A 26,787-nucleotide genomic window follows, 5' to 3' on the forward strand; every position below is an offset into this window, starting at 1 on the left:
CCGCGCTGCCAGAGTGCGGCCATGACACCCGAGCGCCTCGACGTCGACGACGCCCTTCACCGCATGCAGGCGCTCGCCTCCGAGCTGTGGTCGCACGGGTCGCGCCACCACCCCGGCCAGCTGGCGTGGTCGGTGTCCTACGGCGAGCCGCAGGTGCTCGACCTCGGCCCGACCTTCGTCACCGACACCGCCTGGGCGTGGCTGGAGTCGCGCGACTGGCTGGAGGTCTGCGGGCGAGACCCGGAGGCCATCGAGCGGGTCGTGCACGCCGCCCTCGCCGAGGCGGAGGACGAGGTCACCACCAGCACGTTGGAGACCGAGACCGCCGTCCTCGACGTGCTGGCCGCCGCCGGGTTCACCGAGGTCGAGTCGCCGTGGTTCACCCACCACCACCTCGACCTGGCCGACCTGCCGCCCGTCACGCTCCCCGAGGGGTACGACGTCCGCGCGGTGCGGCCGGGCGAGCACGAGCAGCGGGCCGCCGTCCACCGTGCGGCCTGGTCGCCGACGTCGCGGGTGACGACGGCTGCTTACCGACGACTCATGCAGACGTCGCCCTACCGCCCGGAGACCGACCACGTGGTCGTCGCACCGGACGGCACATGGGTGGCGTCGTGCTGCGTCTGGGTCGACGACACGACCGGCGTCGCCCTCGTCGAGCCGGTCGGGTGCGTCGAGGAGCACGGCCGCCGTGGCCTGGCGACCGCCGCCTCGGTGTCGGCGCTCACCGCAGCCCGTGACCTCGGCGCCACTGAGGGCCTGGTCTGCCCGCGAGGCGATGACGACTACCCGGCGCCGGCGCGGCTCTACCGCGGCATCGGCTTCCGGCCCGGCGCCCGGACGCGCACCTACCGCTGGCGTCGCTGAGTCAGCGAGCCCGAAGGGCCCGGTACTTCCGGTGCTCGGCGATGGCGAGCCAGCCGAAGCCGACCAGCAGAGCCGCGTTCGACCAGTGGGGTTCGTCGATGAGCAGGATCACGTTCACGAGGGCCAGGACGCCCAGGAGCGCGGAGGTCAGCAGGCAGCGGCGGGCGACGTCGGGCGCGAAGCGGGCGGCGTACTCCTCGGGCGTCCCGAACTCCTCCTGGACCAGGCGACCGGCCTCCGCGGCGTGGGCGAGCGCCTCGGAGACGATGCCCCGGACCCGTGGCCCGGACATCGAGTGGCGGGTGCGGAGGATCTCGGTGAGCTCGACGGACCAGCGCAGGTCGGTCGAGGCGTCGACCGCCAGGCCGCGTGGCCGGTGTCGGCGCTCCCACGCGGCGTACGCCAGCATCGATCCCAGACCGGCCACGAGCGAGATGGCCGCGACCCGGATGAGCCCTGCGGCAGTGGCCTCGCCGCGCAGGAGGTCGACGACGAGGAACAGGGTGACGTAGGCAGCGGACAGTACGAGACCGAGGCGCACCGCCCCTGACCACGAGGTCACGCGTGCGTCCAGCACCAGCCTTCCCTCCGAGAGCCACTGGTCGTAGAGCGCATCCGCGTGATCGCGTGGGGGCCCGAACAGGTCCTGCGGCGACTCCTGGGTCTGCCTGACGACCGCGAGCGCCTCGGCCACACCCTCCCGGACCAGGCCCGGGTCGACGTCGCGCATGATCAGTGACCACGAGACGCTGAAGGCCCAGACCCCGTCCATGTCGTCTCCGCGAGCCCGGTCGAACTCCTCCAGCGTCGCCGCCAGTGGTGTCGTCTGCTCAGCCATTCCGGATCGCCGCCGTGCTCATCGTCGTCAACGTCTCGCCGAGCTCTCGCCAGGAGGCGAGCTCGCGGTCCAGCCGGCCACGCCCGGCGGACGTCAGGTCGTACTCCCGGCGACCCGGTCCGCCGTGCCCCTCGACCCAGGCGGCCTCGACGTCGCCGGCCTCCTCGAGCCGGTTGAGGACCGGGTAGAGGGAGCCGCCCTTGAGCAGCCCGAAGCCGTGCGCGGCCAGCGCTTGGGCGATGGCGTAGCCGTGGAGCCGCCCGTCCGTGAGACTCGCCAGCACGGCGAGGTCGAGGGCGGCGCGGACCCACGGGGTCGGCCAGCTCGCTGTGTCGCTCATGTATCTAAGTACAACACGTATCTAGATACGTGCGCAAGGATCAGGTGAGGAAGTCGGCGAGCCCCTCGAGCAGCCGGTCCACGTCGGCGTCGTCGTTGTAGGCCGCGAGCCCGATGCGCAGGCCCGAGTCGACGGGCAGGCCGAGGGCGCGGAAGGTCTCGTAGGCGTAGAACGTGCCTGCCGGGACGAGGACGTCCTGCTTCGCCAGGTGCTCGTACGCCTCGACGGGCAGGCGGTCGCGCAGCGTGACGAACAGCGTCGAGGTCCGCTCGGCTGCCTGTGAGTGGAGGGTGAGGCGGTCGCCGAGGTCGGCGAGCCCCGCCTCGATCCGGGTCCGCAGCCGGAGCTCGTGGTCGGCGATGTCGGCCGCCGCCGCGACCAGGCGTTCGCGGCGGTTCGCCTCCACGGGGGACCACGAGGCGAGGAAGTCGACCGCCGCCGTCGCGCCGGCGAGCAGCTCGTACGGCAGCGTCCCGAGCTCGAAGCGCTCGGGCACGACGTCGGTCGACGGGACGAGCTTGTCGGGGCGGAGCGTCTCGAGCAGCGCGGGGTCGGCCACGAGCGCGCCGCAGTGCGGCCCGAAGAACTTGTAGGGAGAGCACACGACGAGGTCGGCACCCATCGCCGTGATGTCGGGAGCCGCGTGGGCGGTGTGGTGGACGGCGTCGACGTACACCAGTGCGCCGACGTCGTGCGCGCGAGCCGCGACGGTGGCGACGGGCGGGCGGGTGCCGAGCAGGTTGGACGCCGCGGTGAGGGCGACGAGTCGCGTCCGCGGGCCGATCACGTCCAGCGAGGAGAGGTCGAGCTCGCCGGTCTCCGGCACCAGGCGCAGCCACCTCACCGTGACGCCGGCCCGCTCGGCCGCCTGCACCCACGGGCGCACGTTGGAGTCGTGGTCGAGCTCGCAGAGCACGACCTCGTCGCCGGGTGACCAGGTCTTCGCCAGCGTGCGGGAGAAGTCGTACGTCAGTGCCGTCGCGCTGCGGCCGTGGACCACGCCGCCGGGGACGCCGCCGAGCAGGTCGGCGATCGCGGAGCGGAAGCCGGCGACCACCTCCTCGGCGTTGCGCTGGCTCAGCGTCGCGGCGCCGCGCTGCGACAGCGGGCCGGTCAGGGTGCGGGCGATCGCCTCGCCGACGACGGCGGGCGTCTGGGTGCCACCGGGGTTGTCGAAGTGCGCGATGCCGGAGGTGAGGGAGGGGAACCCCGCACGGAAGGAGGCGACGTCGAAAGCCATGTGGCAGACGCTAGTTGGCGATGTGCACGACCGCGTCGCCGGAGTTCACGAGCGGTGCCTCGGTGCGGCCGATCACGATGCCGTCGCGGTTGGCGTAGACCGCGCGGAGCGTCTTGCCGAAGGAGTCGAAGAGGGTGCCGAGGCGCTCGCCGTCGCTGACCTTCTGGCCGAGGTGGGCGTCGAGGTGGAGGATCCCGGTGCGCCGCGCGCGCACCCAGCCGCTGGACCGGCACTCCAGGCTCGGCTCGACGGGAGGCTCGTCGACCGGGTCGGTCATGCCGAGCGCGGCCAGCACGCGGCGTACGCCGACGACGCCGGCCTCGACGGCGTAGTCGTCGAAGCGCAGGGGCTCGCCGGCCTCGTAGAGCAGCACCTTGGCGCCCTGCTCGCGGGCCGCGTGGCGCAGCGAGCCGTCGCGGATCTTGGCGTGCAGCATCACCGGCGCACCGAAGGCGGCGGCCAGCTCGCGGGTGCGGTCGTCGTCGAGGTCGGCCCGGATCTGCGGCAGGTTGCTGCGGCGGTCGGCCCCGGTGTGCAGGTCGATGCCGACCTCGCAGCCGGCGACGACCTCCTGCATGAAGAGGTGGGCGATCCGGCTGGCCAGCGAGCCGCGGGCCGAGCCCGGGAAGGAGCGGTTGAGGTCGCGGCGGTCGGGGAGGTAGCGGTCGCCGGTCATGAAGCCGAGCACGTTGACGATCGGCACCGCGACGAGCGTCCCGCGGAACGTCTTCGGGTCGAGCCCGGACATCACCTGGCGGATCACCTCCACGCCGACGACCTCGTCGCCGTGGATGGCCGCGTCGATCCACACGCGCGGCCCGTCCTCGCGGCCGTGGACGACGCGGACGGGCAGCGTCACGTCGGAGCCGGTGACGAGCCGGGTGATCGGCAGCTCGATCGCGCGCAGCGACCCGGCCCGGATCCGGACGTTGCCGATGGCGAACGACTCGCGTGCCACTACGCGGCCCTGCGGGGAGCGGCGGAGGTGGTCACCCTGCTCAGGGTAGTGGTGGGCAAGGCTCGCCCCGGGCACCTCCCCGGGGGAAGGAGGTGACCCGGGGCGAACCGGTCTGGAGGTCAGCTGTTCTGGGTGGTCCCGGAGCTGCTGGTGCCCGAGTCGGAGCCCGAGTCGGAGCTCGAGCCGGAGTCCGTGTCGGGCTGGCCGTCGCCGTCGAAGTCCGGCTGCTGTCCGGTCGTGCCGCCCTGCTGGTCGGTCTGGCCGCCCATCTGGCCGCCCATCTGACCGTCGCCGGGAGGGGCGCCCATGTCGCCACCCGGGCCACCGCCCGGGAAGCCGCGGTCGCCGAAGCCGTCCTGCGTGGTCTGCTGCGTCGTCCCGGTGGTGTCGGAGCCGTGGTCGCCCACGGCGTACCCGGCACCGAAGCCGGCGCCGCCGATCGCGAGCCCGGCCACGACCGCGCCGGCTGCCATGGCGCGGCGGCCGCGGGCGACGTGCCACGAGCGGCTGCGCGCGGGCTGCTCGGGGCTGATCGCCTCGGCTGCGGGGGTCTCGGTGGTCGGGGTGTCGGGGGTGGTGTCGTTCATCGTGCTTCCTTCTGGTTCGGATCGGGGTGCGGGTGTGGGAGGGGTCGTCATGGCTCAGCCGCCCATCGGGCCGCCGTGGCCGCCGGCGGGCGCCTCGCCCGCGGTGACGGTGGTGGCGCTGCCGTCGACGGTGACCGTGTAGGTCTCGCCCTGGGTGATGTCGGCGGAGGAGTAGACGACGGAGGCGAAGTCCTTCTCGATCGTGTACGTCGCCACCTCGGCGCCGTCGGCGTCGGTGATCGCGACCTCCGAGCCCGCGGTCGCCGTGGTGTCGAGCGCGGTGGCGATCCAGCCCTGGGCGGAGTCGGTCGAGGGGGCGACCATCATCCCGGAGCTGCCGGCGGCCATCAGCGTGCCGCCGGTGACCTCGAAGGTGCCGTTCACGTCGAGTGCGCCGTTGCCGTCGGTGGTCGGGCCGTAGACCACGATGTCGCCGCCGGTGATCGTCGCCGAGCCGTTGGAGTCCAGACCGTCGCCGCTGGCCCACACCTCGAGGGTGCCGCCGTTGACGTACAGCTGGAGCGAGTCGTCGGCCTCCATGCCGCCGCCCATCCCGGGCTGGCCGTCGGTCGAGGCGCTGTCGTCGGAGGACGAGACGTTGACGCCGTCGTCGGCGGAGTGCAGCTCGATGTCGCCGTCGTCGATGATGATCAGCGAGCCCTCCATGGCCTCGTTGGACTCCGCGACGTCGATCGTGCCGCCGGAGACGAGCACCTGGACGCCCTTGATGCCGTCGTCCTGCGAGGTCACCGTCAGCTCGCCGCCCTCGATGAGCACGAAGCCGGCGCCGGCGTCCTCGGTGTTGTCGGACTTGAAGGCGTCGTCGGTCGCATCGACCGTGACGGTGCCGTCGGTGAGGACGAGGTAGTCCTTGCCGATGATGCCGTCGTCGACGGAGGTGACGTCGATGGTGCCGCCGGTGATCACCAGGCCGTCCTTGCCGACGATCGCGTTGTTGCTGTTGCCGGTCACCGTCAGCGAGCCGGTGCCGCCGATCGTCAGGTCGGCGGTCGAGTAGAGCGTGCCGGTGGGCGCGTCCTCGGACGTGTCGGCGTACGTCGTTGCGTCGGCCAGTGAGTTGTCGCTGCCGTCGGCGAGCACCACGACCACGGACTCGGCGTCCACGACGTCGATGGCGGCGGAGGTCTCGGAGGTGATCGAGGCGTCGTCGAGCACGAGGCGTACGACGCCGTCGCCGGTGCTGTCGACGACGACCTGGCCGGTGAGGTCGCCGCTGAGCACGTAGGTGCCGGCCGCGGAGATGGTCACCGTGCCGTCGGAGGTGCTGACCGCGTCGCTGTCGGACTCGGCGCTCGAGCCGGACAGGGTGATGGTCGTGGCGTCGGCCTCGTCGTAGGAGGTGTCGCCGGTCTCGACGGCGATGTCGTCGGCGAGCGCGCCGTCGACCGTCGTGCCGTCGCTCGTCGTGACGGTGGTGGAGCTGCTGGACGAGCTCGACGTCGTCGCGGTGCTGGTCGTGTCGCTGGCCACGGAGGCGCCGCACCCGGCGAGGAGCAGGGCGGCCGCGGAGGCGGCGACGGCCTGGCGGAGCCGGGCCGGTCGGGAGGGGAGGCGCATGGATGCGGCCTTTCGTCGGTGGATCGGGTCGTGCCGGGTCAGCGGCTGGTGAGATCGATGCTGCTGGTCGGACCTGTCGAGGGCGTGGGCTCTCCTTGTGCGCCTCCTGTGAGGTTCCGGTGAGGCCGGAAGACGTAGGCCCGCTGGGCGGCGAAGCTGGTGGAGACCAGCGCGAGCTCGGTCAGGACCTTGGCCGGGAGGAGGGCGAGGCCCAGTCCGGTGAGGCCGCTGAGGAGCAGGTAGTTGAGACCGAGCAGGCACGTCGCGAGCGCGGCGTAGCGGCGGGCGGCGCGGCCCGTACGGACGCGGTGCTCGCCGTCGAACACCAGTCGCCGGTTGACGACGAAGTTGACCCCGGCGCTGGTGAGGCGGGCGCCGACGACGGAGACGAGGAGGTCTCCCGTCAGGGCCTGGAGCAGCAGGAGCGCGAGGGTGTCGATCGCGAAGGCAGCGAGGGCGGAGGCGAGGAAGACGAGCAGTGGTGCGTAGACCCGCACCGAGTCGACGACCGGCCGGAAGTGCGACGAGCTGTTGTCGTCGAGGTAGATCGTCGCGATCGGCACCTGGTCGAGGACGATGCCGGACCGGCCGGCATGGAGCAACACCTGCAGCTCGTACTCGTACCTCTCACCCGGCACCGAGCACGCCCACTCCAGGAGCCCGGCGGGCAGGCCGCGGAGACCGGTCTGGGTGTCGGTGACGCGGGTGCGGGTGGCCGCGGTGAAGAGCCAGCGGGTGACGGTGTTGCCGATCCGGCTGCGCAGCGGGACGTGGGCGTCGAAGGTGCGGGAGCCGAGCACCACGCGTCGGGCGGTGGGGTCCTCGAGCAGGCGCTCGCCGACGGCGAGGATGTCGTGCAGCGCGTGCTGTCCGTCGGCGTCGGCGCACACCACCGGCGAGCCGGGTCGAGTGGCGGCCAGGTGCGCGAAGCCCGCCTTGAGCGCCGCCCCCTTGCCGCGGTTGACCGGAAGGGTCAGCACCTCGGCGCCGGCCGTGCGCGCTTGCGCGAGGACGTGGTCGTACTCCTCACCGGAGCCGTCGTCGACGACGAGGATCGCCCAGTCGGGACGCGCCACGCGCACGTCGGCGAGGGTGCGGAGGAGGGCGGGTCCGGGGCAGTACGCCGGGACCAGCAGCGTCGGGGCCGGCACGGGTCAGCCCTTGACGTAGAGGATGTCGGAGGTGCCGCGCTCGCCGCCGTTGCTGGGGCGGTTGACCACCTCGCCGTCGAAGTACATCGTCGAGGAGCCGCCGCCGTCGATGTTGTAGGCGGTGACGGCGCCGAGGCTCTTCATCAACGTGGCGAGCTCGGTCATCGAGGCGCCGGCGCTGTAGCCGGTGGACCGACCGTCGACCACGACGAGCACGAGGTGGTTGTCGTCGACGACGCCGATCGCGGTGCGCGGCTGGTCGCCCTGGATCGAGTGGTTGCCGAAGTTGGTGTCGACCTCGACGTCGTCGATCCCGTCCAGCACCTCGCCGTCGGCGACGAGCGCTGGGCCGAAGGACAGCGTGTTCCAGACCCCGTCGTCGACGAGGCTCTGGGCGTCGGTCGCGGTCTCGTCGTAGAGCTCGACGTGTCCGTCGCGGTAGAACGCGAGCCCCTCGCGGGCGCCGGCATCGCGGTAGGCGACGCCGTTGCGCACCACGATGCCGGTCTCGCGGAAGCCGTAGTAGTCGCCGTTGATGGTGAAGATCGCGCCGTTCTGCTCGGCGATGTCGGAGGTCTCGTCGACGATGTTGGTGCCGAAGGCGTCGCCGGCGAAGGCCGACCGCAGCACGGTCGCGTCGCTGAGCACGAGGTCGGCGACGAAGTACGTCACGGTCGCGTCGCCGCTGCCGGTGCTGACCTCCTTCACGGTGATCGTCGTCCCGTCGGCGCTCCAGCTGTCGTCGGTCAGCACGGCCTGCGAGGTGTCGAGCTCGGTGCCGTCGCTGCCCTGGCTCGCCTCGTACGCCGAGGCGTCGGCGACCTCGACGTGGTCGACGACGTAGCGGTCGAGCGCCCAGGCGCCGCCGCCGGTCGTGAGGGTCAGGGTGGTCAGGCCGCCGATGAGGAAGGCGCGGCGCGAGGGTGCAGGCATGCCCCGACGATGCGAGGCGCCGCTGTCCGGACACTGTGGTGCAGCCAGCGATCCGGTGTGACCTCGGCGGGGAGCGGTCCCGGGCCGTCGCAACTTCTGGCGGTCCGGCTGCGTCAGACAGGTGACCCGCACTCGGACGGAAGAGACTTCATGCGCACGACGCCCCTCCTGGCCACCGGCCTCCTCGCCGCTTCGGCACTCCTGGCCACCCCGACGGCGTACGCCGCGGGCGAGACCTGCCAGGGACAGCCGGCGACGATCGTCGGCACGCCGGGTCAGTTCGGCCTGACCGGGACGGAGGGCGCCGACGTCATCGTCACCAACGGCGCCACCTCGGTGAGTGCGCTCGGCGGCGACGACCTGGTGTGCGTCACCGGCGGCACGCCGACGCAGCCGCACGTGGTCGTCGACGCGGGTGCCGGCGACGACGTCGTCGACGCCTCGGCGTCGGGCAGCGACGTCTGGACCGCGCTCGGCACGGGCAGTGACACCTATACCGGGTCACCCCATGGTGAGTCGGTCTACGCCGGCACCAACCCCTTCGCCACGGGCACGTCCGTCGACACCGAGCCGGACGTCGTCACCACGGGTGCCGGCGGCACCGACCTCGTCTTCTCGGGCTCCGACCGCACGGTGCTCAACAGCGACACCGTCGTGCTCAGCGGTGGCGGAGGACGCCTCACCTGGGTCGGTCCGCTCGCGGCAGGGGGTCGTCTCGACGGCGGAGGCGGCAGCAAGCTCGACTTCACGGTGGGCAGCGGCGCGGTGGTCGTCGACGCCGTCTCGGGCACGATGAGCCAGGACGGGGCCCTCCAGCTGCGCTGGACCGGGTTCGACCGCTACCGCACGGGGGGCGCCCCCTCGGGCACCCCGTCGTCGTTCTCCTTCGTCGGGAGCGACCGCGACGAGGAGCTCGAGCTCGACTTCGCGGACGCCCACACCGTGGACCAGCGCATCGACCTCGGCGGGGGCGACGACAACCTGTGGATGGGCGCGGGCGACAGCCTCGGCTCCCGCGGGAGCCGCTACATCGGCGGTCCCGGCAAGGACCACGCTCTCATCTGGGGAGGCACGAACCTCGACGTCGACCTCGCGCAGGAGCGGATCAAGAGGGTGCGCAGCGGGACGACCTTCCGCAGCACGTTCACCGGCTTCGAGAGCCAGCTCGTCGGGGCGAGGAAGCTGGTCCTGACCGGCACCCCGAAGGCCGACGCCCTGCCCTTCCGCGCGTGCCGGGCGACGGTGCGCGGCCGCGGCGGGAAGGACGTCATCGGCGGGAACACCTCGGGCAGGCGCTTCCCGACACGGCTGGAGTGCGGGACGCGCGCGTTCCGCCTCTTCGGCGGCCGCGGCAACGACACCCTGCGGGGCGGCACCGGTCGCGACCTGCTCGTCGGGGGGCCGGGGCGTGACACTGTCTTCGGCAACAGCGACCGCGACCGCTGCAGCGGCGAGAAGCTGCGGAGCTGCGAGATCAAGGTGACGTCGTGAAGGGCCGCTTCGTGTCCGCAGCCGGTCTTGCGGCCGGCCTCCTCGCCGGCACCGTGGCGGGCACTCCGCCCGCCTCCGCCGCGGGCGAGACGTGCCAGGGGCAGCCCGCGACGATCGTGGGACAGCCGTTGCAGACCGGGCTCGTCGGCACGGAGGGACGTGACGTCGTGGTGACCAACGGCGCCACCGGCGTCGACACCCTGGGTGGTGACGACCTCGTCTGCGTCACCGACGTGACCCGCCCGGGCATCGTGCAGCTGCGCACCGGTGCGGGCAACGACGTGGTGGACGCCTCCGCCTCTCAGTCGTCGATCGACGCCGAGCTCGGCACCGGGTCGGACCACTACACCGCCTCGCTGGGCCGGGACTACGTCGTCCTCGGGTCCAACGACGCGGGGCCGGTGGATCTGGAGGCCGACGCCGTCGTCGCGACGACCGGTGTGCGCCCGGGGCAGTCCGCCGACCAGTTCTTCACCGGGATGCGCGACGTGCCGAACCCCGACACCCTGCAGCTCGCTGGTGACGGGCACATCGTCTACTGGTACGGCATCCAGGCGCCCGGCTCGCAGGTGGCGGTCGGCTCCTCGGCCGAGCTGCGACCGGCCCTCGGAGTCGGCGACCTGGTCTTCGACGCCGCCCGGCGGACCTGGACCGAGGACGGTGCACCGGTGCTCTCCTGGACGGGAGACGTCACCCGCTTCGACCTGGGTCCTGGCGCGCCGCGCTCCCTGTCCGTCACCGGCAGTGACCGCGACGAGTACGTCAGCGTCCTCCTCAACCGCGGCGCACGCACGAAGCTGCGCCTCAACCTGGCCAGGGGCGACGACACCCTGCTCGCGCCGGACGGCATCGGCTGGAAGGGCAGCGCCTACCTCGGCGGTCCGGGCGAGGACGCGGTCGACCTGTGGGCCGGCTCGCGGCTCGACCTCGACCTGGGCCGGGACCGGCTGGAGAACAGGTTCTTCGGCAAGACCCAGCGCAGCGCGTTCGGGAGCTGGGAGGACGTCCGCGTGGGGGCGAAGCGGATGACCGTCCGCGGCACGAAGAAGGCCGACGACATCCGCTTCTACGCCTGCACGGCGACCATCCGCGGCCGCGCCGGCGAGGACACGCTGGAGTCCTACCGCACCGGCGACGACGGCTACCTGCTCGACTGCGACGCCCGGAAGTCGACGATCCGCCTCTACGGCGACGGCGGCAACGACACCCTCTCCGGCAGCCGCGGCAGGGACCTGCTCGTCGGCGGGCCGGGGCGCGACAGGATCGACGGCAACGCCAACCGCGACCGCTGCTCCGGCGAGAGGCTGAGGAGCTGCGAGGTCAAGCTCCGCTGAGGCGCTACTTGCCCCAGTTCTTCCGGCGCACCGCCCGGCGCGGACGCCCGCCGGCGTACGACTTCGAGGAGTCGACGAGGAAGCCGCGCTCGAGGGCCTCGCGGCCGATCAGCATCCGGAAGCCCATCTCGTCACGGTTGCTCAGGGTCATGACCGTGGTGATCGTGCGGCCCGCGAGGACGACGTCGAGGGCGACGGCGTACCTCAGCTCGGTCTGGCCGTTGCTGCTGCGCACCTCGCGGCGGTCGAGCACCGGCAGGCTCAGCTCGTGGGCCTCGTCGTCGGAGCGCTGCCACGGGTGGATGGAGAAGGTGACCCACTCCTGACCGTCACGCTCGGCCACCTCGAGGTCGAAGGCGTGGATGGAGGACGAGCGGGCGCCGGTGTCGATCTTGGCCTTCACCCACGGCACGTCGGCCTGGGGGAGGGACACCCACTCCCGCCAGCCGACCACGACGGTCTCGGGGGCGGACTCGTCCGGTGCATCGGGCGGGTTCGGTGTGGAGGACACCACGCCATCCTGTCAGGGCACGTGAGCCGGGGTGGTTGTATGGCTCCCCATGAAGCTCGCCATCCTCTCTCGGGCCCCGCGCTCCTACAGCACCCAGCGACTGCGCACGGCCGCGCTCGACCGTGGCCACGACGTCAAGGTGCTCAACACGCTGCGCTTCGGCATCGACCTGACGGGGGACGAGCCCGACCTGCTCTTCCGCGGCAAGCAGCTCTCGACGTACGACGCCGTGCTGCCGCGCATCGGCAACTCGATCACCTACTTCGGCACCGCCGTCGTGCGGCAGTTCGAGCAGATGGACGTCTACACGCCGAACACGAGCTACGGCATCGCGAACAGCCGCGACAAGCTCCGCGCGACGCAGATCCTCTCGCGCCACCGGATCCCGATGCCGGCGACGACCTTCGTGCAGGACCGCGCCGACGTGATCCCCGCGATCGAGCGGGTCGGCGGGGCGCCGGTCGTGATCAAGCTGCTCGAGGGCACCCAGGGCATCGGCGTGATCCTCGCCCCGACGCTGAAGGTCGCCGAGGCGATCATCGAGACGCTCCAGAGCACCCGGCAGAACGTGCTGATCCAGCGCTTTGTGAAGGAGAGCAAGGGCCGCGACATCCGTGCGCTCGTCGTCGGTGACCGCGTGGTCGCGGCGATGCGCCGCGTCGCGCAGGGCGACGAGTTCCGCTCCAACGTGCACCGCGGCGGCAGCGTCGAGCCGGTCGAGCTGGACGAGGAGTTCGAGCGCGTGGCCGTGCGCTCGGCGCAGATCATGGGCCTGCGCGTCGCTGGTGTCGACATGCTCGAGGGCCGCAAGGGTCCGCAGGTGATGGAGGTGAACTCCTCGCCCGGCCTGGAGGGCATCGAGGCCGCGACCAAGCTCGACGTCGCCGGCGCGATCGTCGACTACATCTCCAACCAGGTGGCCTTCCCCGACATCGACGTACGCCAGCGGCTCACCGTCTCCACCGGTTACGGCGTGGCCGAGATCGTCGTGCACTCCGGCTCCGACATGGTCGGCAAGAAGCTCGGTGACTCCGGTCTCGACGAGCGCGACATCACCGTGCTCACCCTCCACCGCGGCCCGCAGGTCATCCCGAACCCGCGCAACAAGACCGTCCTCGAGGGCGAGGACCGCCTCCTCTGCTTCGGCAAGCTCGAGGAGATGCGCTCGATGATCCCCGACCGCAAGCAGAAGCGCGTCCGCCGCCTGATGAAGAAGCACCTGCCGGAGAACAGCTGACCCCTGGCTCTTGTGGGTGCGCCCCACCCCGCCGCTTGTCCGCGTCAACTGAGTCGATCCCCATGGGCGAGGGTGCCGCTCCCACATTCCCGGGCGGGAATCTGTTCAGCGGAATTCGAAGTACGCCTCGAACGCTCGGGCGGACTCGAAGAAGGTCGTCGACGGCAGAGGCGGGCGCTCGGGCGGGTTGGCTGTGAACGTCAGATGCACCAATGCCACGTCCGAGCCCTGGCGGACAACCACCTCGTCCTGCGGCTCGTACTTGGCGATTACAACCCAGTCGCGCCCGTGAAGCGGGTGACCAGGCGCGACCTCGGTCGCGAGCCGGTCGGAGAAACGCGAACCGTCGGGTTCAATCCGCGAGTCTTGGAAAGCGTCCTCGAACTCGTAGTAATCAATCCAGATCACAGCCGGAGCGTACGGCGCAACTGCGGCATACCGCCGCTTGGTGGGGACATCCGGATCTGCCGAGATGAGTGCGCATCGGTCACGAGGACTGCCTGGGCGAGTCACCCCACCATGGCTCGGTGACTACGACCTCATGCGTCGCTGCGAGCGCAGCGCGGACGGACTCTAGGAGTTGCCTACCTTCCGCGATCCAAACTGGATCGCCACTGCCTTCGATTGGCAGCATCCGATCGTCGACAAAGGCATCGTTCCACTCGATGACACGAGCAGCGAGATCGTCGCGCAGAAGAGACGCGGGCTCGACAGAGACTCCGTCCACCCACATGGGCCCTGAGCCATGTTCCGGCCACCACTCTATTCGCACAGGCACGCATCGCACGATAGTGCGGACCCGACGCATGAACGTCCGGATCTGCCGCGATGAGTGCGAGGCTCTCGACGGAGAGTCGCACTAGCCTGAGTGGGTGTCCGAGAAGGCAGCGCGTCGACAAGCACGCCAACAAGTGGCCGCCTACCACGAAGCAGAGCTCGCCGGACTCGTCGCACACGTCGCCGGCGCCATCGATCAGTTCCGCGACGGAAATCTCGACCCGTTCGACATGGACCGCGTGCTGTTCCAGTACTCCCGAGCGGCGAAGGAGCTCTGGAAGTACTGCAACCTAGGCAACGTCGATGTGGTCGCACGATACATACGAGAGGACCCCGCAATCGACTGGTGGAAGCGCGGAACCGTTAGAGAGCGGTGACGCGCATGCGTCATAGCGCCGCTTATGCAGCGGGCCCTCACACGAGAAAGCCGCCAACGCGAGCGAGCGCGACGGGATCCCCTCAACGACCATGCCAATCACGCGACCGCCGTTGTCGGTGGCGACGCGTACGATCGAAGCATTCGAGCGAGCGAGCTCGGGTCCTCCCTGAAGCCACACATCCGGCTGAATCCTCCTCCAGACACTGACCCACGACTGTAGTTGTCGACGCGCCCACGAGTGGTGCGGAAGGGGCAGTGACCGTGAGCGCAGTGCCTGCAGAACCGCTCCACGGAGGCGGGTGGCGTGCCCCGGGCACGCAACCGGAGGAGTCACCGGTCGTGCGCGAGGTGCTCCGTCGTGTGGACGCGACGCTGACCGACCTGGCTCAGCTGGGAGAGATGTCGCTCGGTGACGGAGACGTCGTACGTGTGCTCGACGCGTTGACGGGCGCGTCGAGTCGCCTGACTCGCGAGCTGTGCCGCGTGCTGGCCGAGGCTGACCGCCGGCGGCTCGGGGACGCCACGGGCGCGCGGCACACTCATCAGTGGTGGGCCGGGCGCAGCCGGCACACCCACGCGGACGCGGCGCGCTTGACGAAGCTCGGCCGCGCGCTGGAGGACGACCTGCACGCCCCGACCGGCCGGGCGCTGGCGGACGGCCGGCTGCGGGTGGAGCAGGCGCGGGTGATCGTCGGTGCGGTCGACGCGATCCCTGCGATGGTCCGCACTGCTGACGGGGCGACCAGGATCATCGAAGCAGGGGTCCGGGCACAGGCACGGGACCACCTCCTCGCCGCCGCTGCCGAGCACGACGCCAAGGCCCTGCGCCGGTTGGGCAGGCGGATCCTCGACGTGGTCGCGCCCGAGCTGGGCGAGGCACAGGAAGCCGCCACCCTTGCGAGAGAAGAGGCACGCGCCGACGCGAGCCCCGATTTCGAGATGAATGACGACGGCGAGGGCCGCTGCCACGGCCGGTTCACCGTGCCGTCGCACATCGGCGCGATGCTCAAGCGGCACCTCCTCGCTCTCGCGAACCCGGCCCGCCACCCCGAGGCCGAGCTGCGTGATGAGTCCGGTGACTGGAAGCCGATGCGCCGCCGGCTTGGCGAGGCGTTCATCGAGTACGTCGAGCGCTACCCGGTCGACGCCACACCGCAGACAGCCGGGGTCAACGCGACCGTGGTGGTCACGATGACGCTCGAGCAGCTCCTCGGCGAGCACGCGACCGCGCTGCTCGACGACGGCTCCCGCATGAGCGCTGGGCAGGCCCGGCGGCTGGCGTGCGAGGCCGGCATCATCCCCGTCGTCCTCGACGGCCACTCGATCCCGCTCGACCTGGGCCGCAGCCGGCGACTCTTCACCAAAGCACAGCGCATCGCCCTCGGCCTGCGCGACGGCGGCTGCACCGCCCGCGGCTGCGAGACCACCGCCTCCGGCTGTCACGCCCACCACGACGACCCGTGGTCGCGTGGCGGGCTCACCGACCTCGCCAAAGGGCGGCTCCTGTGCCCCCGCCACCACCGGCTGGCTCACGACTCGCGCTACGCGATGACCGTCCACGCCGACAACAAGGTCACGTTCGCCAGGCGGACATAGACCCGGATCCCGATCAGGGCGCCCCCACGAGCGTCAGCGCCCGACCGGCCCGTCCACGTTGACGGTCGGCACACCCCCACCCACCCGCGCGATGATGGCGAGCGACGTCTCCCGCGTGGGGTTCGACTCGCGGTGCACGGTCCAGGCGGGGACATGGACGAAGTCGCCGGGGCCGGCATCGAGATGGCCCTCATAGCCCTCGAACTCGAGGCGGAGCACGCCGCGCACGATGTAGAGGCTCGACTCGTTGCGCTCGTGGTGGTGCCAGCCCGACACCGCACCGGGCTCGGTCTCGACCTGTCCGGCCCAGAGCAGCGGCAGCTCGAAGGCACGTTCACGGTGCATGCCCGGCGTCGGATCTGCCGGTGCCAGGTCCGCCGGCGTGAAGACCCGCACGGGTCTGGGCAGCTCGCGTCCCACCGGCTCAGCCGTCCTCGGCGATCCGCTTGATCGCGGTGAGGGTCCGCGGGATGCCGGCGTGGGCGTGGCGGGTGCGGTCCTCGATCTCCGCCTCAGCGCGGTCGCCGTACCTCTCAACGAACACCGCCTGCCCAGCGGGCAGGAACTCCCAGGTCTCGGTCAGCCGTGTGCCCCCGCCCTCCGGCGACAGGACGAAGGCCCACCGGACATACCCTTGGCCGACCAGCCAGGCGAACTCGCGCCCGCGCTCGGCGACGACCACCTGGGACCGGGTCTCCCACGTGCGCTCCGGCAGCTCGTTGCGACCGGTGAACCACGCGCCGTCTTGGCCTGCCTGGGTCTCGTCGTCCCACCAGCACGACGCGCAGACCGGGCTCCACTCGCCGGTGCGAGTGACGTCGCTGACCAGGTCGTAGACCGCCTCGGGCGAGGCCGCGACAACCACGGAGTCCTGGTGGGTCAGTGCTGCCTGGGTCATCCGCGCTCGCTCCTCTGTCGACGGCTGCCACCGTGCCAGTCCTCCTCGACGCCGACGTCGCCGGGGTCGACGCCGAACGCCATCAGCTGGGGTCGCTCACGCAGGCTGCGCTTGAGCTCGGCGAAGCCGGGAAAGCCGGCCAGACCGACGACGTGGTCCCAGAGCTCCCCGGCCCGGCCGGGCTCGGGCAGCCGGCTGATGACGGGGCCGAAGAACGCCACGCCGTCCGGCGGCTGGAAGTGGATGATCGGCGTGCCGACGTCCTTGCCCGTCGCGGCGAGCGCCTCGTCGCCGTCCGCGCGGATCGCGTCGTCCCAGGAGGTGTCGTCGAGGGCGTCGGCGAGGTCAGTGGGCAGGTCGACTTCGCGCAGGACGGGCTCGAGGAACCCTCGGGTGCCTTGCCAGCCGGGCTCCGCGTCCGAGTCGGGCGGCGGCGAGTCGAAGGCGTGGGCGCCGAGCGCGGCCTGCAGCGCGTACACGGCCGCGGGCCCGTGCTCCTCGCGTGCTCGCGCGACCACGCGCAGCAGGCGCAGGCCCGCGGTGTGGCCCGCCTTGTACTCCGGTGGGAAGTGCGCGTCGTAGTCGATGTGCTGGTTGATCTGGCGCAGCGAGATGAACCGCCAGTCCACCGTCAGGTCGCGCTCGGCCTGCACCATCCGGACCCACTTGCTGGTCAGCCAGCAGAACGGGCACACCGGGTCGAAGTAGAAGCGGAGGTCAGCGGTGGCCATGGATCGACCCTAGGACGGGCGACCACACGTGTCGCGGCCCCTTGCCCACCGGCGCGGGGGCCCGGGCGCTGCGAGACTGGCCGACATGGAGGTCTACCGAACCCCGGACGACGCGTTCGACCACCTGCCCGACTTCCCGTGGCAGCCGACGTACGTCGAGGTGGCCGACCCCGACGGCGGCCGCCTGCGGATGGCGTACGTCGACGCGGGCCCGGCGGACGGCCCGGTGGCCCTGCTGCTGCACGGCGAGCCGTCGTGGTCGTTCCTCTACCGGCACGTGATCGAGGTGCTCGTCGATCGCGGGATCCGGTGCGTGGTGCCGGACCTGATCGGTTTCGGGCGCTCTGACAAGCCGATGGAGACCGCGGACTACTCGTTCGCCCGCCTGGTGGAGTGGACGCGCGAGCTGGTCGTCGACCACCTCGACATCCGCGAGGCCACCCTCGTCGGCCAGGACTGGGGCGGCCTGGTCGGGCTCCGCCTGGTCGCCGAGCACCCCGACCGCTTCGCCCGCGTGGTCGCGGCCAACACCGGGCTGCCGACCGGCGACTTCGACATGCCCGAGATCTGGTGGCAGTTCCGCCGGGCCGTCGAGAGCGCCGAGACGCTCGACGTGGGCCGGCTGGTCGCCGCCGGTTGCGTCCGCCCGATGACCGACGACGTCAGGGCGGCCTACGACGCGCCCTTCCCCGAGGAGCGCGCCAAGGCCGGCGTACGCGCGCTCCCGACCCTCGTGCCCACGCGGCCCGACGACCCAGCCAGCGCCGCCAACCGGGCCGCCTGGGAGGTGCTGTCGGCCAGCGAGACGCCGTTCCTCGTGGCCTTCAGCGACGGCGACCCGATCACGGGCGGCATGGCGCCCGTCCTGCGCAAGCTCATCCCGGGCACGCGCGGCCTCGAGCACCCGACGATCGCGGACGCCGGCCACTTCCTCCAGGAGGACGCCGGTGCCGACCTGGGTCAGGTCGTGGCGGGCTTCATGCTGCGCTGACGGAGTCCTGCGCGCGCGTGCGCCACAACCACGCCAGTCCCACGAACGGGAGCACCAACGGCAACCAGCCGTAACCCTCGCCGTACGCCGACCAGACGGTCGCGTCGGGGAAGAGCTCGGGGTCGAGCACGGTGAGGGTGCCGACGGTGAGCACACCGACGAGCTCGAAGCCGACGGCGGCCCAGGCGGTCCGGCGGGGGGAGGGGCCGACTTCGGCGAGGCCGAGGGTGGCGGCGATGTAGACGAGGCCGGCGAGGGCGGACAGCGAGTAGGCGAGCGGTGCCTCGGACGCCTTGGTGAGCAGCTGGACCAGCGAGCGCGCGGTGGCGGCGAGGGCGAAGACGCCGTAGATCGCGACGAGGACGCGGCCGGCGCCGGTGCGGGTCGAGCTCATGCCGGCCACACCTGCAGGGTGCGTACGACGACGAACGCCTGCGCGAGCCCGGCCACCATCAGCACCGCCGTGGCACCGCGGCTGCGCTCCGCGAGCGACCACGCGAAGCCGATCGGCAGCAGCACGAGCCCGGCGACGAGGTAGCCGAAGAGGGTGATCTCGCCGGCGCCCGGGATCGACACGTCGCCCACCTGGAAGGCCGCGACGACGAGCAGCACGAGGGTGCCGAGCTCGATCACGCCCGCGAAGCCGAGCAGGCCCCAGTCGGGCGTGCGGTCGAGGGCGACGTACGCCAGCGCCACCAGGGTGAAGGCCAGCGAGGCCGCGATCAGCGCCAGGGGCAGGGGTCCGTCCACGAGGTCGGATTCTCGCAGAGCAGACCTCACAGACCTGCCACAGGTCCGTGGCAGGTGAACAACAGGTGAACACGCGAGCGTCGGGGGCACACCGACCCGAAGGAACCCGCATGAACCCCACCTACCTGCTCGCCGCCGTCGACCTGGTCGCCGTGCTGGTGCTCGCTTTGGCCGTCTACTACCCGCGCCACCGCCGCGCCGACCTGGTCACCGCCTTCGTCGCGGTCAACATGGGCGTCCTGGCCGTCACGATCGTGCTCTCCAGCAGCACCGCGACCGTCGGCCTCGGGCTGGGCCTGTTCGGTGTCCTCTCGATCATCCGGCTGCGCTCCGACGAGCTCGGCCAGCACGAGATCGCCTACTACTTCGCCGCCCTCGCCATCGGCCTCCTCGGCGGCCTCGGCACCGGCGACCCCGCCCTCTCGATCACGCTCATGCTCGGACTCGTCGGCGTGCTCGCCCTCGCCGACAGCCGGCTGCTGCACAGCACCGGCCTGCGGCAGGTCGTCGTACTCGACTCGGCGATCACCGACGAGCCGACGCTCGTCGCGCGCCTCGAGCTGCTCCTCGACGCGCGGGTCACCCGCGTCACCCCGATCCGCGTCGACCTGGTCAACGACACCACCACGGTCGAGGTGCACTACGCCGCCTCGTCGGCTCCCGCCCTCCCGCGCGCCGAGCGCCACGACGCCCCGGTGCTGACGCGATGACCACCCCACGACGTTCTTCTCCCCCGCTTCGCTCCGCCGAACAACGCCGCAGGGACCCCGGAATGAGCGCCGTCGACCGGCTGCCGACCGTCACCCTCGCGGAGCTCAACGCCGAGGCCGAGCTGCTCACCCGCGTCGACCGGAAGTACGTCGTCCCCGCCGGCGACCTCGACGCGCTGGTCACCGGCATCGTCGGACTGCGCGTGCTCGAGATCGACGGCCGACGTGCCTCGCGCTACGAGTCGACCTACCTCGACACCGTCGACCTCGACAGCTGGACTGCCTCCGCCCACCGGCGCCGGCGCCGCTGGAAGGTCCGCACGCGCGTGTACGCCGACACCGGCGAGCGCTGGCTCGAGGTGAAGACCCGCGGCACGCGAGGTTCGACCGTGAAGGAGCGGCTGGCCCACGACGGCGTCGAGGTGTCCGACGGCGCCGACGCCTGGGTGCGCGACAGGCTCGGTGCGGCCCACGTGCACGGCGTCGACCCGACCGGCCTGGTCGCGACGCTGCACACGAGCTACCTCCGCACGACCCTGCTGCTGCCCGGCGGCGCCGGCCGCGCCACCATCGACCGCGACCTGCGCTGGACCTCGGCCCACGGCACCGCGGAGGTCGGCGACGTACTCGTGGTCGAGACGAAGGCCGCCTCCGCCGGTCCCGGTCCGCTCGACCGGCGGCTGTGGGAGCTCGGGCACCGGCCGACGCGCATCTCGAAGTACGGCACCGGGCTGGCGCTGCTGACCCCCGACCTGCAGACCAACCGCTGGCACCGCGTCACCTCGCGCCACCTCGCCGAGCACCTCACGGTCCGCACCGGGGCCGCGGCGTGAGGCCGGTCAGGTCCCGCGTCGCTGCCCTGGCGGTCGCCGCGACGATGGCCCTCGGTGGCTGTGCCGCGATCACCGGCGACGACTCGGTCTCCACGAGCGGCGTCGCGCCCGCCACGCGGACCGTGGAAGACGGCGACGGGGTGTGGGACGCCGACACCGTGCACGACATCTCGATCGAGGTCGACGACGACGCGGTCGCGGCGATGGTCGACACCTACCAGGAGTCCGGCGAGAAGGAGTGGGTCGAGGCGACGGTCACGATCGACGGCGAGACCTATCTGAAGGCCGGGCTGCGGCTCAAGGGGAACTCCTCGCTACGTGGCGTCACCGACGATGCCGAGCCCACCGACCTGCCGTGGCTGATCCGCCTCGACAAGTACGTCGACGGCCAGGCGATCGACGGCTCGAGCGAGCTCATCGTCCGGTCGAACAGCTCCGAGACCGCGCTCAACGAGGCGGTCGCCCTCGACCTGCTCGCGAAGGCCGGGCTGGCCAGCGAGCACGCGGTCGCCTCGTCGTTCAGCATCAACGGCGCCGACGCGCGGCTGCGGCTCGTCGTGCAGAACCTCGACGAGGACTGGGAGGCGGAGAACTTCGCGGGGGACGGGCTGCTCTACAAGGCGGATGCCGGTGGCGACTGGTCCTACCGCGGCGACGACCCCGACTCCTACACCGACGTCTTCGACCAGGAGACCGGCGACGACGACCTCGCGCCGCTGATCGACTTCCTCGACTTCCTCAACAACAGCAGCGACGAGGACTTCGCCGCCGAGCTGCCCGACCGCCTCGACGTCGCGTCGTTCGCACGCTACCTCGCCTTCGAGGAGCTCGTGGACAACTTCGACGACATCGACGGGCCGGGCAACAACTCCTTCCTGCGGTACGACGCCGAGACCGGCGGCTTCACCGTCGTGGCGTGGGACCACAACCTCGCCTTCGGCGGGCGTGGTGGCGGGGCCGGGGGCTTTTCCGGCGGCGGTGGTGACGGCGAGCGTCCCGAGGGGATGCCGACCGACATGCCCGAGGGCGCTCGCCCCGAGGGCGGCGGTCCCGGCGGCGGTGGCGGGATGGGCGGTCGCTCCAACGTCCTGGTGGAGCGCTTCACCGCCGTCGACGAGTGGGCCGACCTCGTCGAGCAGGCGAAGGCCGACCTGACCGCCGAGCTCTACGACAGCGGCTACGCCGAGGAGGTCCTCGGCCGCTGGTCCACCGTCCTCACCGAGCAGGCGGGCGACCTGGTCGACGCCGACACGGTCCAGCAGGAGGCCGACGCCATCCGGGAGTCGATCAGCGGTTGACCGGCGGGAACTCCTTCATCGCGTGGTCGGCGATCTTCTTCATCATGAAGCCGTCGATCCCGCCGCCGAGGACGCCGCCCGCGAGCGGCAAACCACGGCCGAAGCGGGACAGCACCTTCTCGCTGACGCCGCGCAGCAGCCGGAAGCCGACGGCCTTGTTGATCATCATCAGGGCCGCCGGCGGCAGGCCCTTGAGGGCATACGACGTGACCGCGCCGGTGGCCGAGGTCATCCCGGCCTTCTTGAGGACCTCGTCGGCATCGGACCCCACGAGGGTCAGCAGGATCGCGCTGCGCACGTGCGGGTCCTCGACGTCGTACCCCCGCAGCGAGGCGATCCCGGCGACCATTCTGGTGGCCTGGAGGTAGAACTCGGCGACGTTGACCGGAAGCGAGACCGGCATGGTGACGAAGCCACCCAGCCCGGTGACGAAGCCGCCGACGCCGCCGGTGACCATCGACCGGCGAGCGAGGGCGGCGATCGCCTTCTCGCGGTCGCCACCGGCCTTGTCGAGCGCCTGACCGGCGACCGACCGCACCGGGTCGAGCGGACCACGGCCGTCGATGCCGATGTCGACGAGGAGGTCGACCATCCTGTCGACGGCCCCGGGGTCGGGCCGCGGGTCCGCGGCGGCGTCGAGCGCCGACCGCGGCGTGTCGTCGGAGCGGCCGCCGGTGACGAGGTCCTTGATGCCCATGCCGCCACCCTACGAACCCGGGCCCCAGCGGTGGCCCACCTACATTCTGGGCCGGTGAAATGTGGGTGGACCACCGCTCTCGGAGCGCGACGTCTCGACACGCCGACGGCCGGTGGTGGACCCACATTTCCGAGCGACGAAATGTAGGTGGACCACCGCTCAGATCGACGAGCGGAAGCCGCGGAGCCGGAGCGAGTTGGTCACCACGAAGACGCTGGACGAGGCCATCGCGGCGCCGGCGAGCATGGGGTTGAGCAGGCCGGCGGCGGCGAGCGGCAGCGCGGCGACGTTGTAGGCGAACGCCCAGAACAGGTTGCCCTTGATCGTCGAGAGTGTGCGGCGGGCGAGGCGGATCGCGTCGACGGCCACCAGCAGGTCGCCGCGCACCAGCGTCAGGTCGCTCGCCTCGATCGCCACGTCGGTGCCGGTGCCCATCGCGAGCCCGAGGTCGGCCTGGGCCAGGGCGGCGGCGTCGTTGACGCCGTCGCCCACCATCGCGACGACCTTGCCGGCGGCCTGCAGGCGCTGCACCTCGGCGACCTTGTCGGCCGGCAGCACGTCGGCGATGACCGTCCCGATGCCGACCTGGGCGGCGACCTGACGGGCCGCGGACTCGTTGTCCCCGGTCAGCAGGACGGGCTCGAGGCCGAGCTCGCGCAGACGTCGTACGGCTTCGGCGGAGGTCGGCTTCACGGTGTCGCCGACCACGACCACGCCACGGGCGCGGCCGTCCCAACCGACGGCGACAGCAGTACGCCCCTCGCCCTGGGCCCGCTCGACGGCCTCGGCCAGCGCGGGCGGGAGGTGCTGCGACCAGTCGGCGAGCAGGCTCGGTCGCCCGACGACCACAGCGTGCCCGTCGACCACGCCCTCGACCCCGAGGCCGTCGCGGCTGGCGAAGCCCTCCACCACCGGTATCTGAGGACGTGGCGAACGGGATCCGGGGTCGATTTCGACCATGACGTCCTCAGATGTCGCGGCGGCGGCGATGGCTCGGCCGATCGGGTGCTCGGACGCGGACTCGAGGGCGGCAGCGAGACGTCGTACGTCGTCAGGGGACTCGCCGTCCGCGGCCACGACCTCGTGGACGGCCATCTCGCCGGTGGTCACGGTGCCGGTCTTGTCGAGCACGACCGTGTCGACGCGACGGGTCGACTCGAGGACCTCCGGGCCCTTGATCAGGATGCCGAGCTGGGCGCCGCGACCGGTGCCGACCATGAGGGCGGTCGGCGTCGCCAGGCCGAGGGCGCAGGGGCAGGCGATGATCAGCACGGCCACGGCGGCGGTGAAGGCGGCCGTCGCGCCGGAACCGGCGCCGAGCCAGAAGCCGAGCGTCGCGACCGACAGCCCGATCACGATCGGGACGAAGACGCCGGAGATCCGGTCGGCGAGGCGCTGCACCTCGGCCTTGCCGTTCTGGGCGTCCTCGACGAGCCGCGCCATCTGCGCGAGCTGGGTGTCGGCGCCGACGCGGGTGGCCCGGACGGTCAGTCGGCCACCGGCGTTCACGGTCGCGCCGACGACCGCGTCGCCCGGGCCGACCTCGACCGGGACGGACTCGCCGGTGAGCATCGACGCGTCGACCGCGCTGGTGCCGGACTCCACCGACCCGTCGGTGGCGACCTTCTCGCCCGGCCGGACGACGAAGATGTCACCGACGGCGAGCTGGTCGATCGGAATCCGGACCTCGCTCTGCCCACCAGAAGCGCTGTCGCGCAGCACCGCGACGTCGCGGGCACCCAGCTCCATCAGCGCGCGGAGCGCGGCTCCGGCCTGCCGCTTCGAGCGGTGCTCGAGCCAGCGGCCGGCGAGGATGAACGTGGTGACCCCGGCAGCGGCCTCGAGGTAGATGTTGCCCGCGCCGTCGGTGCGGTCGATCGCGATCCGGAACGGGTGCGTCATCCCGGGCTCGCCGGCGGTGCCGAAGAAGAGCGCCCACAGCGACCAGCCGAAGGCGGCCAGCACGCCGACCGAGACGAGGGTGTCCATGGTGGTCGCGCCGTGGCGCAGGTTGGTCCATGCGGCGCGGTGGAAGGGCCACGCGCCCCACACCACGACGGGCGCGGCGAGGACGAGCGAGGCCCACTGCCAGTACGTGAACTGCCACGCGGGCACCATCGCCATCGCGACCACGGGGATGCTCAGCGCGGCGCTGACCAGCAGCCGCTGGAGCAGCGGGTCGGCCGCCGGCACCTCGTCGGCCACCTCGGTCGACGGCGGTGTTGGGAGCGCGGCGGCGTACCCGGCCGCCTCGACGGTCTTGAGCAGCTCGTCGGTGGAGACGGTGCCGGGGTAGGAGACCTTGGCCTTCTCGGTGGCGTAGTTGACGGTCGCGGTGACGCCGTCGAGCTTGTTGAGCTTGCGCTCGATCCGGTTGGCGCACGACGCGCAGGTCATGCCGGTGATCGCGAGCTCGACGTCGGTGAGCTGCTCAGTGGTCATGGCCGCCCTCCTCGTTGTCGCCGGTCGGCGTGCCGCCCGACTCGACCGTGAACGCCGCGGTGCGGACCTCTCCGCGGTGCTGGAAGTCCAGGAAGAGGCGGTACGTCGCCGGCTCGGGGAACGCGGTCGCGAACTCGATCGCCGGCCCCGGCTCGCCCTCCTCCGGGTGGACGTGGAGGTAGCCGAGGTCGCCCGCGCGGATCGCGACGAGGTGGCCGTAGGCGCCGAGGTAGGGCTCGAGGTCCGTCACCGGCTCGCCGTCGAGCTCGATGCGCGTGGTCAGCACCGTGCTCGCGCCGGGGGCCGTGTCGCCCGAGAGGGCCACGGTGTAGGTGCCCTGGTCGGTCTCGACGGTCGCGACGCGGTCGTCGCCCGGCAGCGGCCGGGGCTCGAACTCACCGGCGACGGCGAGGTCGTCGGCCAGCGTGATGCCGTTCCAGCCCTCGGGCGTGAAGTCGGCGATCACCCGCCACACGCCCGGCGTCAGGCGCACGTCGACCGACCACGTGCCCGTCGCCCGGTCGAGCGTGGGGTGCACGTGCTGGAAGCCGGTCAGGTCGCGTGGTACGACGATGAGGTGGAGGTCCTTCTCATGCTCCTCGGTGTAGTCGAGGAGCGGCCGGCCGCTGGAGGTCAGCACCCGGAAGGCGAGCCGGGTGCGGCCGGCGGACACCTCCCGGTCGGCCAGCGCGAGGGTGAAGCCATCGGCGCGGGCTGTGAGCCCGGCCGCCTCGGCGACGCCGGCGGTGTGGCCCTCGTGGCCCTCGCCCTCGGCGCGACCCTCGTCGGATCCCTCGTGACCGGCCATGTCGTCGTGGGCCGCGACCGGCTCGGTGTCGATCGGCCCGACGAGCCGCCCCCCGCCCCAGGCGGCCGCGAAGGCGGCGACCAGGGCGGCGACGAACGCGGCGACCCGCAACGGCGTACTCATGACTCCTCCAGACGGTGGGTTGTCACACCAACGTGTAGCCGGCCTCCTCGACGGCGGCACGGACGGCCGACTCGTCGAGCGGGGCGGTGCTGGTCACGGTGACGGCGCCGGTCTCCACGACGACGGCGACGTCCTCGACGCCGGCGATATCGGAGATCTCCTCGGTGACGGAGGCGGCGCAGTGGCCGCAGGTCATGCCGGTGACGGTGTAGGTCTCGGTGGTCATTGCGTCTTCCTTCTCGTCGGCTCTGACTAGGACTTCACGAGGCGGGCGATCGCCTCGGAGGCTTCCTTGAGCTTCTGCTCCTGCTCGGCACCGCCCTGGCGGGCGGCATCGACGAGGCAGTGCGCCATGTGGTCGTCGAGCAGTGACAGCGCGAGCGCCTGCAGCGCCTTGGTGGCCGCGGACACCTGCGTGAGGATGTCGATGCAGTACTTCTCCTCCTCGACCATCCGCTGGATGCCGCGGACCTGGCCCTCGATGCGGCGCAGCCGCTTGAGGTGGGCCTGGACGGCTTCGTCGTTGCCCTCGAGGTGCCCGTGCTGTTCGCTCATGTGGCCAAGATACCCCCAGGGGGTATCTGGATCAAGCCGGAAGTCACCCATTGGGGTGGACTTGAGGTCAAAAGTCGAGCGTGGTGGGGCTCGTGGGGTCACTGGTCTGGTCCAGTCGACCTAGTGTGGCGAGC

General features: G+C 71.8%; 30 protein-coding genes and 1 pseudogene. 11 read left to right on the forward strand and 20 right to left on the reverse strand.

Features of this window, described 5'->3' with window-relative positions; translation table 11 throughout:
- Window positions 1-21: 21 nt before the first annotated feature.
- Window positions 22-867, forward strand: a complete 846-nt coding sequence (locus tag J2X46_RS10685; protein WP_310249992.1) for a hypothetical protein — start codon at window positions 22-24, stop codon at window positions 865-867.
- Window position 868: 1 nt separating this feature from the next.
- Here J2X46_RS10685 and J2X46_RS10690 read toward each other — a convergent pair whose 3' ends face one another.
- The 8 genes from J2X46_RS10690 to J2X46_RS10725 all read right to left on the reverse strand — a co-directional run bounded on the left by J2X46_RS10690 (window position 869) and on the right by J2X46_RS10725 (window position 8,492).
- Window positions 869-1,705 carry a hypothetical protein gene (locus J2X46_RS10690; protein WP_310249995.1) on the reverse strand — a complete coding sequence of 279 codons (837 nt, stop codon included), beginning with the start codon at window positions 1,703-1,705 and terminating at the stop codon, window positions 869-871.
- Entirely contained in the window at window positions 1,698-2,045 is a 348-nt protein-coding gene (locus tag J2X46_RS10695; protein WP_310249998.1) for a helix-turn-helix transcriptional regulator, read from the reverse strand. The genes J2X46_RS10690 and J2X46_RS10695 overlap by 8 nt, the downstream gene beginning before the upstream one ends.
- Before the next feature lie 40 nt (window positions 2,046-2,085).
- Window positions 2,086-3,285, reverse strand: a complete 1,200-nt coding sequence (locus J2X46_RS10700; RefSeq protein WP_310250001.1) for a cysteine desulfurase-like protein — start codon at window positions 3,283-3,285, stop codon at window positions 2,086-2,088.
- Window positions 3,286-3,295: 10 nt separating this feature from the next.
- Window positions 3,296-4,243 (reverse strand): succinylglutamate desuccinylase/aspartoacylase family protein, encoded by a 948-nt coding sequence (locus J2X46_RS10705; protein WP_310250003.1) that lies wholly within the window; start codon window positions 4,241-4,243, stop codon window positions 3,296-3,298.
- Window positions 4,244-4,362: 119 nt separating this feature from the next.
- Window positions 4,363-4,830: a hypothetical protein gene (locus tag J2X46_RS10710; RefSeq protein ID WP_310250005.1), complete on the reverse strand. Its 468-nt coding sequence runs from the start codon at window positions 4,828-4,830 to the stop codon at window positions 4,363-4,365.
- A gap of 54 nt (window positions 4,831-4,884) precedes the next feature.
- Window positions 4,885-6,408, reverse strand: coding sequence for a carbohydrate-binding domain-containing protein (locus J2X46_RS10715; RefSeq protein WP_310250006.1), 1,524 nt, complete (start codon window positions 6,406-6,408; stop codon window positions 4,885-4,887).
- Between the two features lie 38 nt (window positions 6,409-6,446).
- Window positions 6,447-7,559: a glycosyltransferase family 2 protein gene (locus J2X46_RS10720; protein WP_310250008.1), complete on the reverse strand. Its 1,113-nt coding sequence runs from the start codon at window positions 7,557-7,559 to the stop codon at window positions 6,447-6,449.
- A 3-nt stretch (window positions 7,560-7,562) separates the two neighbouring features.
- The gene (locus tag J2X46_RS10725) at window positions 7,563-8,492 is read right to left on the reverse strand and encodes a phosphodiester glycosidase family protein (protein ID WP_310250010.1); all 930 of its coding nucleotides are present in this window, start codon (window positions 8,490-8,492) and stop codon (window positions 7,563-7,565) included.
- Window positions 8,493-8,642: 150 nt separating this feature from the next.
- On the opposite strand from J2X46_RS10725, the gene J2X46_RS10730 reads away from it, so the two are divergent.
- Together J2X46_RS10730 and J2X46_RS10735 are read left to right on the forward strand one after the other, a co-directional pair.
- A complete protein-coding gene (locus J2X46_RS10730; protein ID WP_310250012.1) occupies window positions 8,643-9,983 on the forward strand; it encodes a hypothetical protein in 1,341 nt (446 codons plus the stop codon).
- The gene (locus tag J2X46_RS10735; protein ID WP_310250013.1) at window positions 9,980-11,317 is read left to right on the forward strand and encodes a hypothetical protein; all 1,338 of its coding nucleotides are present in this window, start codon (window positions 9,980-9,982) and stop codon (window positions 11,315-11,317) included. Before J2X46_RS10730 ends, J2X46_RS10735 begins: the two co-directional genes overlap by 4 nt.
- A gap of 4 nt (window positions 11,318-11,321) precedes the next feature.
- Here the strand turns inward: J2X46_RS10735 and J2X46_RS10740 are convergent, their stop codons facing one another.
- On the reverse strand, window positions 11,322-11,828 hold the full coding sequence (locus J2X46_RS10740) for an ATP-dependent zinc protease (protein ID WP_310250015.1): 507 nt from the start codon (window positions 11,826-11,828) through the stop codon (window positions 11,322-11,324).
- Between the two features lie 49 nt (window positions 11,829-11,877).
- On the opposite strand from J2X46_RS10740, the pseudogene J2X46_RS10745 reads away from it, so the two are divergent.
- A pseudogene (locus J2X46_RS10745) lies at window positions 11,878-12,735 on the forward strand (RimK family alpha-L-glutamate ligase); the annotation flags it as partial.
- Window positions 12,736-12,801: 66 nt separating this feature from the next.
- A complete protein-coding gene (locus J2X46_RS24100; protein ID WP_397214103.1) occupies window positions 12,802-13,065 on the forward strand; it encodes a cation:proton antiporter regulatory subunit in 264 nt (87 codons plus the stop codon).
- Between the two features lie 105 nt (window positions 13,066-13,170).
- Here the strand turns inward: J2X46_RS24100 and J2X46_RS10750 are convergent, their stop codons facing one another.
- Entirely contained in the window at window positions 13,171-13,473 is a 303-nt protein-coding gene (locus J2X46_RS10750; protein WP_310250017.1) for a hypothetical protein, read from the reverse strand.
- Between the two features lie 464 nt (window positions 13,474-13,937).
- On the opposite strand from J2X46_RS10750, the gene J2X46_RS10755 reads away from it, so the two are divergent.
- The gene (locus J2X46_RS10755; protein ID WP_310250018.1) at window positions 13,938-14,219 is read left to right on the forward strand and encodes a hypothetical protein; all 282 of its coding nucleotides are present in this window, start codon (window positions 13,938-13,940) and stop codon (window positions 14,217-14,219) included.
- Window positions 14,220-14,560: 341 nt separating this feature from the next.
- Window positions 14,561-15,817 (forward strand): DUF222 domain-containing protein, encoded by a 1,257-nt coding sequence (locus J2X46_RS10760; protein WP_310250020.1) that lies wholly within the window; start codon window positions 14,561-14,563, stop codon window positions 15,815-15,817.
- 33 nt (window positions 15,818-15,850) lie between these two features.
- On the opposite strand, the gene J2X46_RS10765 is transcribed toward J2X46_RS10760, so the two are convergent.
- Genes J2X46_RS10765 through J2X46_RS10775 form a run of 3 tightly spaced genes read right to left on the reverse strand, consistent with a single transcriptional unit; the run spans window position 15,851 to window position 17,446 of the window.
- Window positions 15,851-16,237, reverse strand: coding sequence for a cupin domain-containing protein (locus J2X46_RS10765; protein WP_310250023.1), 387 nt, complete (start codon window positions 16,235-16,237; stop codon window positions 15,851-15,853).
- A 4-nt stretch (window positions 16,238-16,241) separates the two neighbouring features.
- The gene (locus J2X46_RS10770) at window positions 16,242-16,715 is read right to left on the reverse strand and encodes an SRPBCC family protein (RefSeq protein WP_310250025.1); all 474 of its coding nucleotides are present in this window, start codon (window positions 16,713-16,715) and stop codon (window positions 16,242-16,244) included.
- On the reverse strand, window positions 16,712-17,446 hold the full coding sequence (locus J2X46_RS10775) for a DsbA family protein (RefSeq protein WP_310250026.1): 735 nt from the start codon (window positions 17,444-17,446) through the stop codon (window positions 16,712-16,714). The genes J2X46_RS10770 and J2X46_RS10775 overlap by 4 nt, the downstream gene beginning before the upstream one ends.
- Before the next feature lie 85 nt (window positions 17,447-17,531).
- Between J2X46_RS10775 and J2X46_RS10780 the strand changes: the two genes are divergently transcribed.
- Entirely contained in the window at window positions 17,532-18,437 is a 906-nt protein-coding gene (locus J2X46_RS10780) for a haloalkane dehalogenase (protein WP_310250028.1), read from the forward strand.
- Here J2X46_RS10780 and J2X46_RS10785 read toward each other — a convergent pair.
- Both J2X46_RS10785 and J2X46_RS10790 read right to left on the reverse strand, forming a co-directional pair.
- Window positions 18,424-18,831 carry a hypothetical protein gene (locus J2X46_RS10785; RefSeq protein WP_310250029.1) on the reverse strand — a complete coding sequence of 136 codons (408 nt, stop codon included), beginning with the start codon at window positions 18,829-18,831 and terminating at the stop codon, window positions 18,424-18,426. The genes J2X46_RS10780 and J2X46_RS10785 overlap by 14 nt on opposite strands.
- Window positions 18,828-19,187, reverse strand: a complete 360-nt coding sequence (locus tag J2X46_RS10790) for a hypothetical protein (RefSeq protein WP_310250031.1) — start codon at window positions 19,185-19,187, stop codon at window positions 18,828-18,830. Before J2X46_RS10790 ends, J2X46_RS10785 begins: the two co-directional genes overlap by 4 nt.
- 110 nt (window positions 19,188-19,297) lie before the next feature.
- Between J2X46_RS10790 and J2X46_RS10795 the strand changes: the two genes are divergently transcribed.
- The 3 genes from J2X46_RS10795 (at window position 19,298) to J2X46_RS10805 (ending at window position 22,028) form a co-directional block, all read left to right on the forward strand.
- Window positions 19,298-19,897, forward strand: a complete 600-nt coding sequence (locus J2X46_RS10795; RefSeq protein WP_310250033.1) for a DUF4956 domain-containing protein — start codon at window positions 19,298-19,300, stop codon at window positions 19,895-19,897.
- Between the two features lie 62 nt (window positions 19,898-19,959).
- Window positions 19,960-20,730 carry a polyphosphate polymerase domain-containing protein gene (locus tag J2X46_RS10800; RefSeq protein ID WP_310250035.1) on the forward strand — a complete coding sequence of 257 codons (771 nt, stop codon included), beginning with the start codon at window positions 19,960-19,962 and terminating at the stop codon, window positions 20,728-20,730.
- Entirely contained in the window at window positions 20,727-22,028 is a 1,302-nt protein-coding gene (locus tag J2X46_RS10805; RefSeq protein ID WP_310250036.1) for a CotH kinase family protein, read from the forward strand. Before J2X46_RS10800 ends, J2X46_RS10805 begins: the two co-directional genes overlap by 4 nt.
- On the opposite strand, the gene J2X46_RS10810 is transcribed toward J2X46_RS10805, so the two are convergent.
- From J2X46_RS10810 to J2X46_RS10830, 5 genes are all read right to left on the reverse strand, one after another.
- Complete coding sequence (locus J2X46_RS10810) at window positions 22,018-22,725, reverse strand: EcsC family protein (protein ID WP_310250037.1); 708 nt, start codon at window positions 22,723-22,725, stop codon at window positions 22,018-22,020. The genes J2X46_RS10805 and J2X46_RS10810 overlap by 11 nt on opposite strands.
- Before the next feature lie 159 nt (window positions 22,726-22,884).
- Window positions 22,885-25,167: a heavy metal translocating P-type ATPase gene (locus J2X46_RS10815; protein ID WP_310250039.1), complete on the reverse strand. Its 2,283-nt coding sequence runs from the start codon at window positions 25,165-25,167 to the stop codon at window positions 22,885-22,887.
- A complete protein-coding gene (locus tag J2X46_RS10820) occupies window positions 25,157-26,098 on the reverse strand; it encodes a hypothetical protein (protein ID WP_310250040.1) in 942 nt (313 codons plus the stop codon). Before J2X46_RS10820 ends, J2X46_RS10815 begins: the two co-directional genes overlap by 11 nt.
- A 22-nt stretch (window positions 26,099-26,120) precedes the next feature.
- The gene (locus J2X46_RS10825) at window positions 26,121-26,324 is read right to left on the reverse strand and encodes a heavy-metal-associated domain-containing protein (RefSeq protein WP_310250042.1); all 204 of its coding nucleotides are present in this window, start codon (window positions 26,322-26,324) and stop codon (window positions 26,121-26,123) included.
- Window positions 26,325-26,350: 26 nt separating this feature from the next.
- Window positions 26,351-26,653, reverse strand: a complete 303-nt coding sequence (locus J2X46_RS10830) for a metal-sensitive transcriptional regulator (RefSeq protein WP_129477404.1) — start codon at window positions 26,651-26,653, stop codon at window positions 26,351-26,353.
- Window positions 26,654-26,787: the final 134 nt, after the last annotated feature.

Origin of the sequence: Nocardioides sp. BE266, from assembly GCF_031457855.1 — a bacterium.
Taxonomy (GTDB): Bacteria; Actinomycetota; Actinomycetes; order Propionibacteriales; family Nocardioidaceae; genus Nocardioides.

What these genes read in the sequence shown, in the direction of transcription:
- J2X46_RS10685 (WP_310249992.1), top strand. Translation starts at nt 22, where the DNA reads ATGACACCCGAGCGCCTCGACGTCGACGACGCCCTTCACCGCATGCAG.
- J2X46_RS10690 (WP_310249995.1), bottom strand. Translation starts at nt 1,705, where the DNA reads ATGGCTGAGCAGACGACACCACTGGCGGCGACGCTGGAGGAGTTCGAC.
- J2X46_RS10695 (WP_310249998.1), bottom strand. Translation starts at nt 2,045, where the DNA reads ATGAGCGACACAGCGAGCTGGCCGACCCCGTGGGTCCGCGCCGCCCTC.
- J2X46_RS10700 (WP_310250001.1), bottom strand. Translation starts at nt 3,285, where the DNA reads ATGGCTTTCGACGTCGCCTCCTTCCGTGCGGGGTTCCCCTCCCTCACC.
- J2X46_RS10710 (WP_310250005.1), bottom strand. Translation starts at nt 4,830, where the DNA reads ATGAACGACACCACCCCCGACACCCCGACCACCGAGACCCCCGCAGCC.
- J2X46_RS10715 (WP_310250006.1), bottom strand. Translation starts at nt 6,408, where the DNA reads ATGCGCCTCCCCTCCCGACCGGCCCGGCTCCGCCAGGCCGTCGCCGCC.
- J2X46_RS10725 (WP_310250010.1), bottom strand. Translation starts at nt 8,492, where the DNA reads ATGCCTGCACCCTCGCGCCGCGCCTTCCTCATCGGCGGCCTGACCACC.
- J2X46_RS10730 (WP_310250012.1), top strand. Translation starts at nt 8,643, where the DNA reads ATGCGCACGACGCCCCTCCTGGCCACCGGCCTCCTCGCCGCTTCGGCA.
- J2X46_RS10770 (WP_310250025.1), bottom strand. Translation starts at nt 16,715, where the DNA reads ATGACCCAGGCAGCACTGACCCACCAGGACTCCGTGGTTGTCGCGGCC.
- J2X46_RS10775 (WP_310250026.1), bottom strand. Translation starts at nt 17,446, where the DNA reads ATGGCCACCGCTGACCTCCGCTTCTACTTCGACCCGGTGTGCCCGTTC.
- J2X46_RS10780 (WP_310250028.1), top strand. Translation starts at nt 17,532, where the DNA reads ATGGAGGTCTACCGAACCCCGGACGACGCGTTCGACCACCTGCCCGAC.
- J2X46_RS10785 (WP_310250029.1), bottom strand. Translation starts at nt 18,831, where the DNA reads ATGAGCTCGACCCGCACCGGCGCCGGCCGCGTCCTCGTCGCGATCTAC.
- J2X46_RS10795 (WP_310250033.1), top strand. Translation starts at nt 19,298, where the DNA reads ATGAACCCCACCTACCTGCTCGCCGCCGTCGACCTGGTCGCCGTGCTG.
- J2X46_RS10800 (WP_310250035.1), top strand. Translation starts at nt 19,960, where the DNA reads ATGAGCGCCGTCGACCGGCTGCCGACCGTCACCCTCGCGGAGCTCAAC.
- J2X46_RS10810 (WP_310250037.1), bottom strand. Translation starts at nt 22,725, where the DNA reads ATGGGCATCAAGGACCTCGTCACCGGCGGCCGCTCCGACGACACGCCG.
- J2X46_RS10815 (WP_310250039.1), bottom strand. Translation starts at nt 25,167, where the DNA reads ATGACCACTGAGCAGCTCACCGACGTCGAGCTCGCGATCACCGGCATG.
- J2X46_RS10820 (WP_310250040.1), bottom strand. Translation starts at nt 26,098, where the DNA reads ATGAGTACGCCGTTGCGGGTCGCCGCGTTCGTCGCCGCCCTGGTCGCC.
- J2X46_RS10825 (WP_310250042.1), bottom strand. Translation starts at nt 26,324, where the DNA reads ATGACCACCGAGACCTACACCGTCACCGGCATGACCTGCGGCCACTGC.
- J2X46_RS10830 (WP_129477404.1), bottom strand. Translation starts at nt 26,653, where the DNA reads ATGAGCGAACAGCACGGGCACCTCGAGGGCAACGACGAAGCCGTCCAG.